At 74.3% G+C, this 16,313-nt stretch carries 15 protein-coding genes; 6 read left to right on the forward strand and 9 right to left on the reverse strand.

The window, feature by feature from the left end; genetic code table 11:
- Positions 1-54: 54 nt before the first annotated feature.
- Positions 55-681: an alpha/beta hydrolase gene (locus AOM09_RS08300; protein ID WP_062386717.1), complete on the reverse strand. Its 627-nt coding sequence runs from the start codon at positions 679-681 to the stop codon at positions 55-57.
- A gap of 130 nt (positions 682-811) precedes the next feature.
- Here AOM09_RS08300 and AOM09_RS08305 point away from each other — a divergent pair, with 130 nt between their 5' ends.
- Positions 812-1,726 carry a PfkB family carbohydrate kinase gene (locus AOM09_RS08305; RefSeq protein WP_062386720.1) on the forward strand — a complete coding sequence of 305 codons (915 nt, stop codon included), beginning with the start codon at positions 812-814 and terminating at the stop codon, positions 1,724-1,726.
- A gap of 27 nt (positions 1,727-1,753) precedes the next feature.
- Positions 1,754-2,458 carry a purine-nucleoside phosphorylase gene (deoD, locus tag AOM09_RS08310; protein ID WP_062386723.1) on the forward strand — a complete coding sequence of 235 codons (705 nt, stop codon included), beginning with the start codon at positions 1,754-1,756 and terminating at the stop codon, positions 2,456-2,458.
- Positions 2,459-2,464: 6 nt separating this feature from the next.
- On the opposite strand, the gene AOM09_RS08315 is transcribed toward deoD, so the two are convergent.
- On the reverse strand, positions 2,465-3,178 hold the full coding sequence (locus AOM09_RS08315) for a gamma-glutamyl-gamma-aminobutyrate hydrolase family protein (protein WP_062386727.1): 714 nt from the start codon (positions 3,176-3,178) through the stop codon (positions 2,465-2,467).
- Positions 3,179-3,325: 147 nt separating this feature from the next.
- On the opposite strand from AOM09_RS08315, the gene AOM09_RS08320 reads away from it, so the two are divergent.
- Entirely contained in the window at positions 3,326-4,174 is an 849-nt protein-coding gene (locus tag AOM09_RS08320; protein ID WP_062386729.1) for a Cof-type HAD-IIB family hydrolase, read from the forward strand.
- On the opposite strand, the gene AOM09_RS08325 is transcribed toward AOM09_RS08320, so the two are convergent.
- Genes AOM09_RS08325 through AOM09_RS08340 form a run of 4 tightly spaced genes read right to left on the reverse strand, consistent with a single transcriptional unit; the run spans position 4,175 to position 8,001 of the window.
- Positions 4,175-5,350, reverse strand: a complete 1,176-nt coding sequence (locus tag AOM09_RS08325; protein WP_062386732.1) for an MFS transporter — start codon at positions 5,348-5,350, stop codon at positions 4,175-4,177. It lies immediately after the preceding gene.
- 9 nt (positions 5,351-5,359) lie between these two features.
- The gene (locus AOM09_RS08330) at positions 5,360-6,619 is read right to left on the reverse strand and encodes an aminotransferase class III-fold pyridoxal phosphate-dependent enzyme (protein WP_062386734.1); all 1,260 of its coding nucleotides are present in this window, start codon (positions 6,617-6,619) and stop codon (positions 5,360-5,362) included.
- Positions 6,620-6,622: 3 nt separating this feature from the next.
- A complete protein-coding gene (locus tag AOM09_RS08335) occupies positions 6,623-7,399 on the reverse strand; it encodes a hypothetical protein (RefSeq protein WP_062386736.1) in 777 nt (258 codons plus the stop codon).
- Positions 7,399-8,001, reverse strand: coding sequence for a TetR/AcrR family transcriptional regulator (locus AOM09_RS08340; RefSeq protein ID WP_062386739.1), 603 nt, complete (start codon positions 7,999-8,001; stop codon positions 7,399-7,401). The genes AOM09_RS08335 and AOM09_RS08340 overlap by 1 nt, the downstream gene beginning before the upstream one ends.
- Positions 8,002-8,157: 156 nt before the next feature.
- On the opposite strand from AOM09_RS08340, the gene AOM09_RS08345 reads away from it, so the two are divergent.
- Entirely contained in the window at positions 8,158-8,586 is a 429-nt protein-coding gene (locus tag AOM09_RS08345; protein ID WP_062386741.1) for an OsmC family peroxiredoxin, read from the forward strand.
- Between the two features lies 1 nt (position 8,587).
- On the opposite strand, the gene AOM09_RS08350 is transcribed toward AOM09_RS08345, so the two are convergent.
- Positions 8,588-10,000, reverse strand: a complete 1,413-nt coding sequence (locus AOM09_RS08350) for an amidohydrolase (RefSeq protein ID WP_062386744.1) — start codon at positions 9,998-10,000, stop codon at positions 8,588-8,590.
- 82 nt (positions 10,001-10,082) lie between these two features.
- Between AOM09_RS08350 and AOM09_RS08355 the strand changes: the two genes are divergently transcribed.
- Positions 10,083-10,889: an EI24 domain-containing protein gene (locus AOM09_RS08355; protein ID WP_082098968.1), complete on the forward strand. Its 807-nt coding sequence runs from the start codon at positions 10,083-10,085 to the stop codon at positions 10,887-10,889.
- Here the strand turns inward: AOM09_RS08355 and AOM09_RS08360 are convergent.
- The gene (locus AOM09_RS08360) at positions 10,850-11,743 is read right to left on the reverse strand and encodes a LysR family transcriptional regulator (protein ID WP_062386749.1); all 894 of its coding nucleotides are present in this window, start codon (positions 11,741-11,743) and stop codon (positions 10,850-10,852) included. The two genes, AOM09_RS08355 and AOM09_RS08360, sit on opposite strands and share 40 nt — an antisense overlap.
- Positions 11,744-11,842: 99 nt before the next feature.
- Here AOM09_RS08360 and AOM09_RS08365 point away from each other — a divergent pair, with 99 nt between their 5' ends.
- Complete coding sequence (locus tag AOM09_RS08365; protein WP_082098969.1) at positions 11,843-15,208, forward strand: bifunctional proline dehydrogenase/L-glutamate gamma-semialdehyde dehydrogenase; 3,366 nt, start codon at positions 11,843-11,845, stop codon at positions 15,206-15,208.
- Here AOM09_RS08365 and AOM09_RS08370 read toward each other — a convergent pair.
- Positions 15,205-16,308 (reverse strand): FAD-dependent oxidoreductase, encoded by a 1,104-nt coding sequence (locus AOM09_RS08370; protein WP_062386751.1) that lies wholly within the window; start codon positions 16,306-16,308, stop codon positions 15,205-15,207. The genes AOM09_RS08365 and AOM09_RS08370 overlap by 4 nt on opposite strands.
- Positions 16,309-16,313 lie beyond the last annotated feature (5 nt).

A 16,313-nucleotide genomic window follows, 5' to 3' on the forward strand; every position in this document is an offset into this window, starting at 1 on the left:
CCCCGCGCCCCGCGGGGCGCTCGCCTTCCAGGGAAGCCCACGACGCCCGCGCCGTCAACCGGGCAGGTGCGCCGCCAGGAAGGTGCGAGCGTCGTCCAGCTCGTCCTCGGTGATCGAGTGGCCGAGCCCGGGGTAGACGCGGGTCTCGGCCGATGCGTGGACGGCGAGGAACGCGCGGGTACGCGCGATCGCGTCGGGCCAGATGACGGGATCGGCGTCGCCGCGGCCCCAGAAGACCGGCGGCCGGGACTTCGCGAGCGCGGCGTCCGCCGCCTGCGCGCCCGGGGGCACGAACCCGGCGAGGACTACCGGCGCGACCACGCGAGCGGGGCGCGTGCGCAGCAGCTGGAGGGCCATGAGCCCGCCCTGCGAGAAGCCGAGAGGGACGATGCGCGCCTCCTCGCCGAGACGAGCGTCGACCCACGCCCATACCGCGTCGGTCGCGGCGTCGATCGACGCCTGATCCATCGCGCCGTCGGGCGACAGCGGGAACCACGCCGCACCGCCGTAGCCGATCTCGAGCGGCGCCCGCAGCGACGCCCAGGGGAGGCGTGGCGGCAACCAGCCAGCGAGTCCCACCAGATCGTGCTCGTGCGAGCCGAAGCCGTGGAGGAGCAGGGCGACGAGCGGGCTCCGTTCGGTCGGGGGGACGGGGGAGAGGACGGCGCGCAGGAGGGTCACCGGCCCAGTATCCCGGCACGCGGGCCGCGCGGCCTCGCGCGCCGCGTTGCGGCACGCCCGTCGAGGTCCTAGTGTCCAGGTGATCGGTACCGAGGATCGCGCATCGAGGCGCGGCCGCAGAGGAGGGCGCGTGCACCGCGACGTGACCGTGTTCGGCAGCGCCAACGCCGATCTGCGCGTGCTCGTCGACGCGCCGCCGCGGCGCGGGACCTCGACCGTCGCGCACGATCTCGAGATGGGTCCGGGCGGCATCGGCCTCAACCAGGCCGTCGCGGCGGCGCGGATGGGGGCGCGCACCACCTTCGTGGGCGCCGTGGGCACCGACGATCACGGCGCGATGCTGCTGCGCTGCCTCGCCGAGGCGGGCGTCGAGGCGTGCGTCGACGAGGTCGACGGGAGCGCGACGGGCGCGGCCCTCATCGCGCTCGACGCCGATGGCGAGATCACCGTGATCGAGCTCCCCGGCGCGAACTCCACGCTCGAGGACCTATCCGACCGCGCACGCCACGTGCTCGCTCGCACGCCGGTCCTGCTGCTCCAGCTCGAGACCCCCCTCCCCGGGGTGATCGCGGCGGCATCGGCGGCACGTGCCGCCGGCGGCACGGTGGTGCTCAACGTCGCGCCGAGCGCCGACGACGCCGAAGCGCTGCTGCCGCACGTCGACGTGCTCGTGTCCGACCTGCCGCAGGCGGCGGCGCTCGCCGGGCGCGACGTCTCGGCGCCTGCGGGGGAGGTCGCCGAGGCGCTCGCCGCTCGCGTCGCGACCGCGGTGGTGCTCACGCCGACGCGCGACTGCGCCATCTCCGACGCGTCCGGCCTCCGCGTCCTCCCCGCGTACGCCGCGCATGCCCTCGACGTCTCCGCGGTCACCGACACCTTCTGCGGGGCGCTCGCCGCCGGGCTGGCGGCGGGTCAGGGCATCGACGCCGCCGCGGCACGTGCCGGCGCGGCCGCCGCGCTCGCGCTGCAGCGTCCGGGATCGGCGGCATCGATCCCGACGGCCGAGGATGTCGCGGCCTTCATCGCGCTCCAGCGGGCCGGCTGACGCTCCGTCCGGTCCTATGGTGGACCCATGCCTACGCCTCACATCCGCGCCGAGCGCGGCCAGATCGCCGACCGCGTGATCATGCCCGGAGACCCGCGTCGCGCCGAGCGCATCGCGGTCGACTACCTCGACGACGCCGAGCTCGTCACGGACGTGCGCGGCATCCTCGGCTTCACCGGCACCTGGGAGGGGCGGCGCGTCACCGCGATGGCCTCCGGGATGGGCGCGCCGTCGATGACCATCTACGCGACCGAGCTCGCCAGGGAGTACGGCGTCACCCAGATCGTGCGCGTCGGCACCGCCGGGGGCATGAGCACCGACGTGCACGTCAGGGACGTCATCATCGCGACCGGCGCGCACACGGACTCGGGGATGACCGCGAGCCGCATCCCGGGGGTGAGCTTCAGCCACCTCGCTGACTTCGGCCTGGCGAGGGCCGCGGTCGAGACCGCGGCAGCGCTGCCCGGCGACGCCGCCGTGCACGCGGGGGCGGTGTTCACCTCGGATCACTTCTACCTCGCGCGCCCGGAGCTCACGGCGGCGCTCACGGCGCACGGGACCCTCGCGGTCGAGATGGAGGCGGCGGCGCTCTACGCGGTCGGCGCCGCGGAGGGGGTGCGCACGCTCGCGGTGGTCACGGTGTCCGACCACCTGGTGACCGGGGAGAGCATGACCGCGGACGAGCGGGAGACGCAGTTCGACGCGGCCGTGAGGATCGCGCTCGCGCTGTGAGGGTGCTCAGCGCGTCCCGTAGGCGCGTGCCGCGGCCACGAAGGCCTCCCACACCGCGGTGAGCCCGTCGAGCTCCGGGTGCCACTGGAGCCCGACGCAGAACGCGCGGTCGGGGTCCTCGATCGCCTCGACGAGGCCGTGGACGCTGCGCGCCGAGACCACGAGGCCGTCGCCCACGCGACCCACCGCCTGATGGTGGTACATGGGCACCTCGCGCTCGAGGGGGTGCAGCGTCGCCAGCACGGTCTCCGGCAGCACGCTGACGCCGAGCTGCCGGAAGATGGCGTCGCCCATCTGGTATTCGCGATGGCCGACCACGTCCGGCACGTGCTGGTGGAGCGTGCCACCGCGCGCGACGTTGAGCAGCTGCGCGCCGCGGCACACGCCGAGGACCGGCATGCGGGCCTCGTCCGCCGCCGCGACCAGGGCGAGCTCCCACGCGTCGCGCGCCGGACGCGGCGCATCGGTCTCGGGATGCGGTTCGGCTCCGTAGAGCGCGGGATCCACGTCGTACCCTCCGGTGAGGTAGAGCGCGTCGACCCGGGCCAGCGCATCGGCGGCCGCGGCGGGATCCTGCTCCGGGAGGATCGCGATGATCGCGCCCGCGGCCCGCAGGGGAGCGACGTAGGCGTCGGGCAGCCACGCGGCGTGCTGGTCATGCCAGACGCCCGTGGTCGACTCCTCGACGTACGACGTGACGCCGATGACCGGTGCGCCCATGATCTCCCCCAGATGCTCCGGGGCTGCCCCGCCCCCTTGGCGAGGAATCTAGCGGGAATCCGAGGAGCCCTTGACCACCGCTTGACCTCGCCCGGTGCCGCGGGACTCGGGCGCTACCCTGGAATGCGCCCACCACCAGGAGACACGATGACCTCACCCGATGCCTTCCACGTGCCCGACGGACCGCATGACGTCCGGCTCGTGGTGTGCGACATGGACGGCACGCTGCTCGACGCGGCCAAGGAGATCCCGGACGCCCTGTGGCCGCTGGTCGCGCGCATGCACGACCGGGGCATCGTGTTCGCGCCCGCGTCGGGCCGCCAGCATGCGACGCTCGCCCGTCAGTTCGCGCGCCTGGGCGACGGACTGGTGGTCATCGCCGAGAACGGCTCGTACGTGCGTCGGGGCGACAGCGAGATCTCGGCGTCGCCGCTGCCTCGCGAGTCCGTAGCGGAGGCGATCGCGGCGGTCCGCCGCCACGCCGACGCGGGCTACGACGTGGGCGTGGTCGTGTGCGGCAAGCGTGCGGCCTACGTCGAGCGCACCGACGAGGTGTTCCTGTCCAAGGCGGAGCCCTACTACGCCGCGCTCGAGACCGTGGACTCCCTCGACGGCGTCGACGACGACGTCCTCAAGGTCGCGATCTACGACTTCGGCGACGCGGCGCACGACACGGCGCCGGCGCTCGCGCACCTCGAGGGCCCTCTCAGGGTGGTCGTGTCGGACCGGCACTGGATCGACGTCATGCGCACGGGCGTGGACAAAGGCGTCGCGGTGCGCGCGCTCCAGGCCGCCCTGGGGGTGACGCCCGCCCAGACCGTGGTGTTCGGGGACTACCTCAACGACCTCGAGATGATGGACGCGTCCGAGCTGTCGTTCGCGATGGCGAACGCGCATCCCGACGTCGCGGCGCGGGCGCGCTACCGGGCGCCCGCCAACACGGACGCGGGTGTGATCGTGACGCTGCGGCGCCTGCTCGACCACCCCGTCGCCTGATCAGGCGACCACCGCGTCGTCATGCGCGCGGAACCGTGACACCGCGGCGAGCGCCGGGAGCAGGAGGACCGCGGCCAGCAGGAACGACAGCCCGAAGCCGTCCTCGCCCGCGATGATCCCGGGCAGCACCGCGCCGATGACCGCGCCGGGGTAGTTGAAGAGGTTCACGCGCGCGATGACCTCGTCGGAGCGGCGGTGGTCCAGGTCGCCCGCCGCCGAGAACGCGAGCGGCACGAGCGCACCCACGCCCAGCCCCGCGAGCGCGAAGCCCGCGAGCGCCGACCACACCGACGGCACCGCCCCCGCGAGCACGAGCCCCGCAGCGGCGACCCCGACCGTGGCGACCGCGAGGCGCGCGCGGCCGTACCGGCGCACGATGCGGTCCGCGGCGAGTCGCGTGAGCAGCGTCGCGCCGGCGTACACCGCGTAGCCGAGGGGCACGAGCGCGGCGGGCGCGCCGAGCCCGTCGTCGAGGTGGAGCGACGACCACGTGGCCACCGTCGAGTCGGCCGTGTACGCCGCGAAGATCACGAAGCCGAGCGCCCACAGGCCACGCCACGGCAGCGGCGCGCGGGTCCCTCCCGGCTCCGCGGCCCGCTCGCGCGCCGGGTCGAGGAGCCGCGGCCCCGCGAGGGCGATCGCCCCCGCGGCGAGGCCCGCGACGCCCAGCGCGAGCGACGCACCCCAGGGCGTGCCCGTGCTCGCCGACATCACCAGCGCGCCGACGATGGCGGCGGCCGTGTTCGCGGCGAAGAACGACGCCATCACCGGGGTGCCGAGGCGCCGCTGCACCAGCGAGCCCTGCATCGCCGCGGAAGCGTCGATGCAGCCGAGACCCATGCCGTAGAAGGCGAGCATCGCCCAGAACGCGAGGAAGGGGACATGGAACGCCACCGTGACCAGCCCGAGCGCCTGGAGCGTGAGACCGAGCACCACGCCCGCGCGGGAGCCGAGGCGCACGGCGACGCGGTCCGCGACCAGCGAGCCGATCGCGGCGCCGACCACGACGGTGAGCGTGATGAGCGACACCGTGTCGTCCGACAGGTCGTAGCGATCCTTGAACTGCGGCAGCGCCGTGACGACGGTCGCATAGCTCAGGCCGTGCGCGGCGTAGACGGCGCTGACGCCCAGCCGCTCGGTGCGCAGCGCGAGGGGGGTGGGGACGAGCTCGGCCATGGGGGACTCCTAGCCGCGGGCCACGATCGCGAACGCCTGGTCCGCGATCTCGAGGGTGCGCTCCACATCCTGCCTGGTGAGGGACGCGTTGAGGAAGTGGTTGTGGTGCGAGGTGAACCACACTCCGCGCCGCACGCACTCGGCGACCCAGCGCTGGTGCAGCATGAGCGAGTCGTCGTCGGCGAGCCGGAGGTAGAAGAGCGCGGGCTCGCCGGACGCGACCAGCGTGAGGCCGTGCCCCGCCGCCGCCTCGACCAGGCCTGCGGTGAGCTCGGTCCCGACGCGCCGGAATATCGCCGGGGCGTCGAGCTCCTTGAGCCGCGCGATGGTCGCGATGGACGCCGCGAACGGCACCGCGCTCATCCAGTAGGAGCCGGTGTACGTGAGCGACGCGACGGTCTCGCGCAGGCTCTCGCGCCCGGTCAGTGCCGCGAGGTTGTAGCCGTTGCCGATCGCCTTGCAGAAGCACAGCAGGTCGGCCTCGATGCCGTAGTGGTGGTCGGATCCGGCGAGGTCGAGGCGCCAGCCGGCCCGCACATCGTCCATGATGAGGACCACGCCGTGCTCGTCGCAGAGCCGACGCACGCCCTGCCAGTAGCCCTCCGCTGGCAGCTCGTTGTCGACGAAGTTGCCGTGCATGTAGGGCGTCGAGATGAAGGCCGCGATCTCGCCGCGGTGCTCCCGCAGCAGCGCCTCGAGCGCGTGCAGGTCGTTCCACGGGACGGACAGGTTGTGCGTGACGTCCTCCTCGAGCACGCCCGGGTAGTCGAGCTTCTGCGTCCACGGCGCGACGCCGTGGTAGTAGCCCTTGACGAACACCACCTTCTTGCGGCGCGTCGCCGCGCGCGCCGTCATGACGGCGAGGGTCGTGGTATCGCCGCCGTTCTTGGCGAAGAACGCCCAGTCCGCGCTCGCGACGGTGTCCACCAGCAGCTCGGCGAGGTCGACCATGATGCTCGACGGGATGGTCACCACGTCCTCGAGCGCGGCCTGGCGGCGGGCGGCCTCATCGACCACGGGGTCGCCGTAGCCGAGCACATTGGGCCCGTAGCCGCACATGTAGTCGAGGTACTCGTTGCCGTCGAGGTCCCAGAAGCGGGAGCCCTCGGCCCGCGAGCTGAACAGCGGGAACGCCTCGCGCGGGATGTAGCAGCCCTCGGTCGGGCCCTGGTGGCCGGGGATGCCGGCGGGGATGACGCGACGGGCGCGCTCGAACGCCTCGAGGCTCCGGGCGTACGTGAACGGGGCGGCGGGGGCGGTGGTGGTCATGGGTCAGTCTCCGAGGTAGGCGCCGGCGCGATCGAGGATCCGGCTGACGTTGTCGATCATCGGGATGAAGCCGCGCATGGCCATCGAGCCGTCGCCGATGCACGTGAGCGCGCTCGTACGGCCGGCGAGCACGTCGCCCGCGACGTCGAGGTCACGGAAGGCGAGCACGGCCCGAGCGGGGGACGATGCGGGGGACGCGTCGAAGGTCAGGGCGCCGCCGCGCGCGATCAGGCGCAGGTCCACCTGGTCGCCCACCTCGACGCCGATCTGCCCGTCGGGGATGTGCGCGGCCGAGTAGCGTCCGGCGCGGTCGGCGTTGCCCACCTGCGCGACCGCCGCGATGGCGACGTGGAGGGTCAGCAGCGCGCTCACCGACCGGAACCCCGGGTCCGCGAGATCCTCGTCCGATGGCTTGAGGTAGCGGCCCAGCAGGTCCGCGATCGGCGCGAACACCTGCGTAAGGAACCTCATGCCGCCGGGCGACGCCAGCGGGACGGGCTGCGCACGCCCGTCGACCATCGCGTTGAGGTGCGCGGGGGAACGGAACGCGAGGGTGACCACGCGCTCGCCGCCGCGCTCGTCCGGTTCGATCCCGCCGGGGTCGAACCGGAGCGAACGTGCCGGCAGGCCCGGCGCGCGCAGGCGCACCGCGGTCGGGCGGTCGACCCGCGCGAGCAGCGGCGCGGCCTCCGGCGCGTGCTCGGCCAGCGCCACGAGCGCGCCGAGCACGGCGTGCATGTTGACCCTGGCGAGCACGGTGGGATCGGTCTCGGTGAGCATCAACCCTCCTTCTGGGCGTGAGCGGCGACGGCCGCCGCGAGGAAGCGCGCGGTCGCGCGGGCGGCGGCGTCGTCGTGATCGGCGAGCCACGTGGTGGTGATCCCGTCGAGCATCGCGACGGCGTGTCGGGCGAGCTCGAGCACGGGGGACGCCCAGCGGTGGCCCGTGGCGGCGGCCGCCTCCTCGAGCAGGGCCGCCACCACCGCATAGGAGCGTGCGTAGCGCCCGGTTCCGGGCTCCCGGTCCAGGCGGTCGCGCGAGGCCTGGAGCATGAGCTCGAGGTAGGCGAGCTCGCGCGCCGGCCGCGCGATCAGCAGCGACACGTACGCGTCGAGCCCCGCCGCGAGGGTGGCCTCGAGGGACCCGTCCACCCCGGCGCCGAGCAGCGCCTCGGCGGCGAGGCGCTCCTGGTCGGTCACCGCGTCGAGCGCGGCCGCGAGGAGGTGGTCGAGCGAGGGGAACGCGTAGTGCAGCGCGCCGAGCGGCATCCCGGCCTCGGCCACGATCGCTCGCGCCGAGGCGCCGCCGAGGCCGTCCCGCTCCACGACGGCGAGCGTCGCGGCCACGAGCGCCGCACGCCTCTCCGCGACCGGGATGCGCATCGTCCCTCCTCACTTGGACGACCGTCCAACTTGAGGCGAGAGTTCCAGCGAGGCTCCCGGCGCGCAAGAGCCTGCGCGAAGGTTTTACAGCGCCGTAACGTGGACCCCGGGGGTGGGAGGTCCACCCGTGCAGGGCAACGAGCGAAGGAGCGGCCCATGGAGGTCTCGAGCAAGGCGCAGGCGGAGTGGTACAGCGGTCTCACCACGGGGCAGGGCAAGGCGACCCTCGCCTCCGGCAACGGCAGCTTCGACGTCAACTGGAGGGCACGGTCGGAGGGCGAGGCAGGGGTGACCACGCCCGAGGAGCTGCTCGCCGCGGCGCATGCCTCGTGCTACTCGATGGCGCTCTCGTTCGCGCTGGAGCAGAACGGCACCCCGCCGACGTGGGTCAAGGTCGACGCCGAGGTGAAGTTCGAGGCGGGCGTGGGCGTCAAGTCCAGCATGCTCACCGTCCACGCGAAGGTCTCGGGGATCGACCAGCTCGAGTTCACGCGCTTCGCGGAGGACGCCAAGGAGGGCTGCCCCGTCTCGAAGGCGCTCGCGGGCGTCGACATCTCGCTCGAGAGCGCGACGCTGGTCGCCTGACTCAGAGTGCCGCGTGCGTGATGCGGCCGGCCACGAGCGTGAGCGCCACAGGAATCCGGCGCAGCGCCTCGGGGCCGGCCGCCCACGGCGCGGCGTCGAGCACCGCGAGGTCGGCCGGCTCACCGGGTGCGAGGCGCGTGCGGGTGCTGGCCCGGAGGGCCTCGTCGACCGAGATCGCCTGCTCGGGGTGCCAGGGGGCGCGACCGTCCCGCGTCCGGTGCACGGCGGCGGACATCGCGATCCAGGGGTCGAGCGGCGCCACCGGCGCGTCCGAGCCCAGCGCGAGGCGACCCCCCGCGTCGAGCAGGGCGCGCCAAGGGAACGCGCGGCCGGTGCGTCCCTCCCAGAGGGCGTCCGCGACGTCGCGGTCGTCGAGCGCATGCTCGGGCTGGACGCTGGCGACGACTCCCAGGGATGCGAAGCGTGCGATGTCGCGAGCGCCCACCAGCTGCGCGTGCTCGATGGACCCTCGGGCGCCGGTCGCCGCGAACGAGTCGAGCGCGATGGAGGCGGCGGCGTCGCCGATCGCGTGGATCGCGCACGCGATGCCCGCCTGGTGCGCGCGCCGCATCAGCAGAGTCAGATGGTCCGGCGGGACGTTCTGGGCGCCGTGGCCGCCGCCGGGGTACGGATCGAGGCAGTGGGCGGTGCGGGTGTTGAGGGAGCCGTCGGTGATGACCTTGAGCGGGCCGTGCCGCAGCAGCCCTCGGGTGCCGTCGACCACGGCACCCGTCCGTGCGCCCGCCGCGATGCGGGCGTCCAGCAGCGGCTCGTAGAAGCCCGCGTCGACCCGCAGGGCGTCGATGCCGCCGGCGATGCGCGCGGCCCAGTCCTCGACGTTGTCGGCCATCTCGAGGTCCACGATGCCGACCACGCCGCGCGCGGCCGCGTCGCTCACGGTCGCGGCGAGGGCCCCCGGCGCGAGCGGCTGCGCGCCGAGCGCGATCTGGACCGCGAAGGCGGCGTCCTCGCGCAGGAGGCCGGGGGCGGACCCGAGCGTCCGCGCCGCCGCCGTGTTGAGCCAGACGGTGTGAAGGTCCCCGCTGAGCAGCACCGTCGGGGCGCTCCGCGCGGCGTCGAGCGCCTCGGCGTCGGGCGCGGCGGCCCAGGTCGCCCACCGGAAGCCGAACCCGACGAGCATCCCCTCGCGCTCCTGCGCGCGGACGAGCGCGCACGCCTCGGCCACGGACCCCGCGCCCGACACGTCCACGCGGCCCCGGGTGCGGGCCCACTGCGTCAGATGGACGTGCGCGTCCCAGAGGCCCGGCACCACCACGCGTCCGTCGAGGGAGATCTCCTCCCTGCCGGGGCCCGCGTCCGGCCCGATGGCGGCGATGACGCCCCCGTCCACGGCGATGTCGACGGCCGGCGCCGCGGCGCCGGGGCGGACGTGCCGGAGGACCAGGTCATGCATGGGGATCTCCTCGGTCGGTTCGGTGAGGGGGCGGCGCGCGTCACTGTAGCCCCGAGGGCGGCTCCTCACTAGCATCGGCGCCATGCACCCGTCTGAAGCACCGCGCGCCGCGACCGAGGTGCTCGCCGGCCTCCGGCTCGCGGGCGCGGGCCTGCGCTCCTGGGCGCGTGAGCCGCGGCTGCTCGCTCTCGGGATGGTGCCAGGAGCGGCGGTGGCCGCGGTCATGGGCATCGCTCTCGGGATCCTCGCGGCGCACCTCGACCGCGTGGGCGCGGCGCTGGCCGATGCCGTGGGCGCCGAGGCCGGGTGGTGGCACGGCCTGGTCGCTGTCACCGCGGGCGCGGCGGTGCTCGTCGGATCCGCCGTGGTCGCCGTGGCGCTCTTCACCAGCCTCACGCTCGCGATCGGGCAGCCGTTCTTCGAGGCGATCTCGCGACGGACGGACCAGGCGGCCGGCGGCTTCGACGGCGACGTCCCCGACGAACGGTGGACGGCAGGGCTGGCGCGCGCGGTGCGCGAGGGGGCTCACACGCTCGCGATCTCCCTGGGGCTGTCGGTGGCGCTCGTCCTGGTGGGCCTCGTGCCGGTCGCGGGCTCGGGGGTGGCGTTCGCCGCGGGAGCGATCCTGGGCGGGCGCCTGCTCGCGATCGAGCTCACGGCCTATCCGCTGGCGCGGCGCGGCATCGTCGACCGCCGCGCGCGCGTGGCGGCCCTGCGCCCATGCCGCGTCCGCGCCACCACCTTCGGCGCCGTCGTCTTCCTGGTCTTCCTGCTGCCGCTGGGTGCCGTGCTCGCGATGCCGGCGGCGGTCGCGGGCGCCACGCTGCTCGCGCGTCAGGTCGCGGAGCGTCAGGCGGTACCGGCGCCGCCCTCGGCCTCGAGCGCCTGACGGACGGCCTCCACGGCGGGATCGAGCCGTGACGTCGCCCTCATCGCCGCGAACACCGTGCGCCGCGGACCGCCCTCGAGCGGCATCACGCGTGCGCCGATGCCGGCGTACGCGACCATGAGGCCCGGCAGGATGGCGACGGCGAGCCCCTTGCTCACCAGCTGCACGTGGGCCTGGAGGTCGGAGCTCGCGAAGCGCACATCGGGCTCGAAGCCCGCGAGCCGGCACGTCTGCTCCGCGAAGTGACGCGTCGCCGTCCCGTGGGGCTCCATGACCCACGGAGCGCCGGCGAGATCGGACACGGAAGTGGCGCCTGCCCAGTCGCCGCCCACCGCCAGCAGCAGCTCGTCGCGCACCAGGGGTCGGCGGACCACTCCGGGATAGTGGGGTGCCGAATGGCCCGGGTACTCCTCCGCCACCACCAGGTCGTACTCCCGGGCCCAGGTGTCGGCGAACGCCTCCTCGGGTTCCGTCTGGGTCACCAGCACGCGCAGCTCGGGGTGGAGCTCGCGCAGCCGCAGCAGCGCGCCCGTGACGAGCGTGAGCGCGGCCGACTGGAACACCGCGAGCCGCACGGTACCCGTGAGGCGGCCGGACTCGGAGTGCAGCTCCGCCTCGGCGAGCTCCATCGTGTCGAGCAGCTCGTGCGTGCGTGCGACCAGGCGCTCGCCGGCGGGGGTGAGGACCACGCCGCGGCCCGCACGGATCGTCAGGGGCACCTCCGCCTCCCGCTCGAGGGCCGCGAGCTGCTGCGAGACCGCGGAGGCGGTGTACCCGAGCGCGTCGGCGGCGGCCGCGATGGTCCCGCGCAGCGCGAGCTCGCGCAGCGCGACGAGCCGGGTGAGGTCGAGCATGCGACAAGCATAAGCCGCGCTTATGAATACTCATAAGTTCACGGCGCTGGTGCTGTGGGGACGGGGAGCCTCACACTGTCACGTCGAACAAGGAGCACCATGACGATGTCCCCCCTCGCCCCCGAGCGCCTCCACACCGCCGACGACACCGTCGGCCTGGTCCGCGACTGGCTCGCACGGTCGCGTGCGTTCCCGATCGACGGCTCGGCGCGGCTTCTCGCGCGGATGCTGCGCGACCCCGCGGGACTGCCGTTCCTCACCGACTTCGTGGACGGCATCGTCCGCCCCGAGGACACGGCCGTGGCCGCCGCGAACCTGCGGCGCATCGTCCGTCGGGACCATGGCTTCCTGCCGGTCCACCAGCGCGTCGCGCTCCAGGCGGGTGCGCTCGCCTCGCGCGTGCTCCCCGGGCTCGTGGTGGCCGCATGCCGGCGCGTGGTCCGCGCGATGGTCGGGCACCTCGTGGTCGACGCGTCCGAGCGCGGGCTCGGCCCGGCGCTCGCGTCGCTGCGGGCGAAGGGCAGCGACCTCAACCTCAACCTGCTCGGCGAGGCCGTCCTGGGCGGCGCGGAGGCGGACCGTCGCCTCGAGCGCACCCGTGCGCTTCTCGCCAGGGACGATGTCGACTACGTGTCGCTCAAGGTGTCGGCCGCCGTGGCGCCGCACTCGCCGTGGGCGTTCGACCGCACCGTCGACGCGGTGGTCGAGCGCCTCGCCCCGCTGTACGCGCTCGCCGCGCGCAAGGACGGCGCCTTCATCAACCTCGACATGGAGGAGTACCGCGACCTCGACCTCACGGTCGCCGTGTTCACGCGCATCCTCGAGCGTCCCGGGATGGAGCGGCTCACCGCGGGTATCGTGCTCCAGGCCTACCTGCCGGACTCGCTCGCCGCGATGCACCACCTCCAGGAGTGGGCGGCGGACCGCGTGGCGCGCGGCGGTGCGCCGGTGAAGGTACGCCTGGTCAAGGGCGCGAACCTGTCGATGGAGCGCGTGGACGCCGAGCTGCATGGCTGGGAGCTCGCGACGTGGGGCTCGAAGGAGGAGTCGGACGCGCACTACAAGCGGATCCTCGATTTCGCGCTGACACCCGAGCGGATCGCGCATGTGCGCCTGGGCGTCGCCGGCCACAACCTCTTCGACATCGCGCACACCCTGCTCACGGCGCGCGAACGCGGCGTCGAGGCGGGCCTCGACTTCGAGATGCTGCTCGGCATGGGCGAGCACGTGGCACGGGCGGTCGCGCAGGACACGGGTCCGCTGCGGCTCTACACGCCGGTGGTCCATCCGGCCGAGTTCGACGTCGCGCTCGCGTACCTGGTGCGTCGCCTCGAGGAGGTCGCGAGCCCGGCCAACTTCATGTCCGCCCTGTACGACCTCGATGATGCCGCGACCTTCGCACGCGAGGAGACGCGCTTCCGTGCGGCCCTCGCGCGATCCGCGCAACCCGCCACCGCCTCGCATCGTGCCGCGCCGCGCGCCGCGCGTGCCGAGGGCTTCGTCAACGCTCCCGACACGGATCCGTCGATCGCCGCGAGCCGCGCCTGGGCGCAAGGCATCCAGGCGGGGGCCAAGACGTCCGAGGCAGGCCTCGGCACGTTGCGCGAGGCGCGTGCCGAGGACGCCGCGACGGTCACCGCCGCCGTCGCGGCCGCCCACGGCGGCGCCGCGGCCTGGCAGGCCCGCCGGCCCGAGGAGCGGGCCGCGATCCTCCACGCGGCCGGACGCGCGCTCGCGGCACGTCGCACCGACCTCGTGGCCGTGATGATGGGCGAGGCCGGCAAGACCATCGACCAGTCGGACCCCGAGGTCTCCGAGGCGATCGACTTCGCCCACTACTACGCGGAGCGGTCGCTCGATCTCCATCGGTACGAGGGTGCGGTGCCGCGGCCTCGCGACGTCACCGTCGTGACGCCGCCGTGGAACTTCCCGGTCGCGATCCCTGCAGGCTCGACGCTCGCCGCCCTGGCGGCGGGCTCGAGCGTGGTGCTCAAGCCCGCCGAGCAGGCGGCGCGCTGCGGGGCCCTGCTCGCGGAGATCCTGTGGGACGCGGGCGTCCCGCGCGACGCGCTGCGCCTGGTCGACATCTCACCGGAGGGCATCGAGGCGGGGCTCGGCGACGCGCTGCTCGTCGACCCTCGGGTCGACCAGGTGATCCTCACCGGCGCCTACGAGACCGGCGAGCTGTTCCATCGCGTACGTCCGGGACTGCGCCTCGTCGCGGAGACCTCCGGCAAGAACGCGATCATCGTCACCCCGAGCGCCGATCTCGACCTCGCCGCCAAGGACGTGGTGCAGTCCGCGTTCGGGCACGCGGGTCAGAAGTGCTCGGCGGCGTCGCTCGTCATCCTCGTCGGCTCCGTCGCCACGTCCCGCCGCTTCCTCACGCAGCTCGAGGACGCCGTGCGGTCGATCGCGGTGGGCGCGGCCGACGACCCGAGCACGCAGATGGGTCCCGTGATCGAGCCGGCGCGGGGCAAGCTGCTGCGCGCCCTCACGTCGCTCGAGCCTGGTGAGTCGTGGCTGGTCGAGCCCCGCCCTGTCGACGGCGCCGGCGCCCTGTGGACCCCCGGCGTGCGTTCCGGCGTCGCGCCGGGATCGTGGTTCCACCGCACCGAGTGCTTCGGCCCGGTGCTCGGCATCATGACGGCCGAGACGCTTGATGAGGCGATCGCGATGCAGAACGCGGTCGACTACGGGCTCACGGCGGGCCTCCACACGCTCGACGGTGCCGAGATCGCGCACTGGCTCGACCGCGTCGAGGCGGGCAACGTCTACGTCAACCGCGGCATCACGGGCGCGATCGTGCAGCGCCAGCCCTTCGGCGGCTGGAAGCGCTCCGTGGTCGGGCCCACCGCCAAGGCCGGCGGCCCGTCGTACCTCGTCGGCCTCACGGGCTGGGACCGCGTCGACGTCGAGTCCGACGAGCCGCCGGTGCTCGCGATCGTGCGCGACGCGCCCGCGTGGGTGCGCGCCGCCGCGGCTGCCGATGCGCGAGCGTGGCGGGCCCAGTTCGGGACAGCCGTGGACCGCAGCGGCCTGACGGCCGAGCACGATGCGCTGCGCTACGCGCCCGCCGCCACCGAGATCCGCTGGGACGGAGTCGACGAGGACGCGCTGCGCCGCGTGGCCGCGGCACGGCTGCGGGCGGGAGGCGCCGGCGGGGTCTCGTGCGCCGTCGCGCCGTCCCGGGGCATCGCCGCGGCGCTGGCGCACGCGGGCATCGCCCTGACCGTGGAGACCGAGGAGGCGCTGGTCGCACGCGTCGCCGGTGACGGGGCGCGGGTCCGCGCGATCGGCGCCGCCCCGAGGCAGCGCCCCGATCTCGCGGTGTACGACGGTCCCGTGACCGGCGCTCCCGAGGTCGAGCTGCTGCCGTTCGTGCGCGAGCAGGCCGTGGCGGTCACGATGCACCGCTTCGGCACGGCGTGGCCCGTCGCCGACGAGGTGGTCGCGGGGCTCTAGCCGTCCGAGGCCAGCAGCTCGCTGATCGTCCTGGCCGTCACGCGCGCGGCGCGGTTCGAGGACAGGGTGCTCGCCTGCGGCCCGTAGCCCGCGAGGAACAGACCGTCCTCGCCGCGCACGCGGCCGTCCTCGACCGCCACGCCGCCCGCATCGTTCACGACGCCGAGCGGCCGCAGGTGGTCGATCTCGGGACGGAAGCCCGTCGCCCAGATCACCGCATCGAGCGGGATGGGGACGTCCTCCCGCGTGACCACGCCGTCGGGGGTCATCTCCGCGAACATCGGGAGCCGCTCGAGCCGGCCGGAGGCCTCGAGCCGCCTCACCAGCGCGGAGCGGGGAAGACCGGTGACGGAGACGATGGACGGGAGCGGGCGGCCCGCGCGCGCGGCCTCGTCCTGGATCGCGACGGCGACGCGTCCGCGCTCGGGCGAGAGCTCGACCTCCTCGTCGTGGAACGTGGGAGGGCGTCGCGTGAACCACAGCACCTGCGCGGCCACGTCGCCGACCTCGTCGAGGAAGGTCAGCGCGGAGGTGCCGCCGCCCACGACCGCGACACGCATCCCCGCGAAGGCGTCGGCCGAGACGAACTCGGCCGTGGTGAGCTGGCGGCCCGCGAACGTCTCCCGGCCGGGCACGTAGGGGATGCGCGGCCTCGTCCACGTGCCCGTCGCCGAGACCACCACGCGCGCCCGGACCTCCGACACCGCCGAGCCGGCCGATGCCATCACGCGGTAACCCGTGCCGTCGCGCGTCACTTCGGTGACCGTCACGGGACGCAGGACGGCGATCCCGTGCCGCTGCTCGTAGGTGCCGTAATAGTTGGCCACCACGTCGCGTGCGGGGACGTCCGTCGGCGCCGAGGAGAACGAGAGGCCCGCCTCGGACATGCCGGGCAGGTCGTGAAGGTGGTGGGTGCCGCCCAACGTGAGCGACGACCACCGGTGCTGCCAGGCGCCCCCGGGGCCGGGTCCGCGATCGAGCACGAGCACGTCCTCACTGACCGTCAGCCCGCGCCGGGCGAGGTGGTAGGCGACGGCGAGGCCGGCCTGTCCGGCTCCGATGATGACGACGTCGGCGGAGCGGGGGAGCGGGTCGGGCATGGCGT

The organism is Demequina iriomotensis (assembly GCF_000971395.1).
GTDB lineage: Bacteria > Actinomycetota > Actinomycetes > Actinomycetales > Demequinaceae > Demequina > Demequina iriomotensis.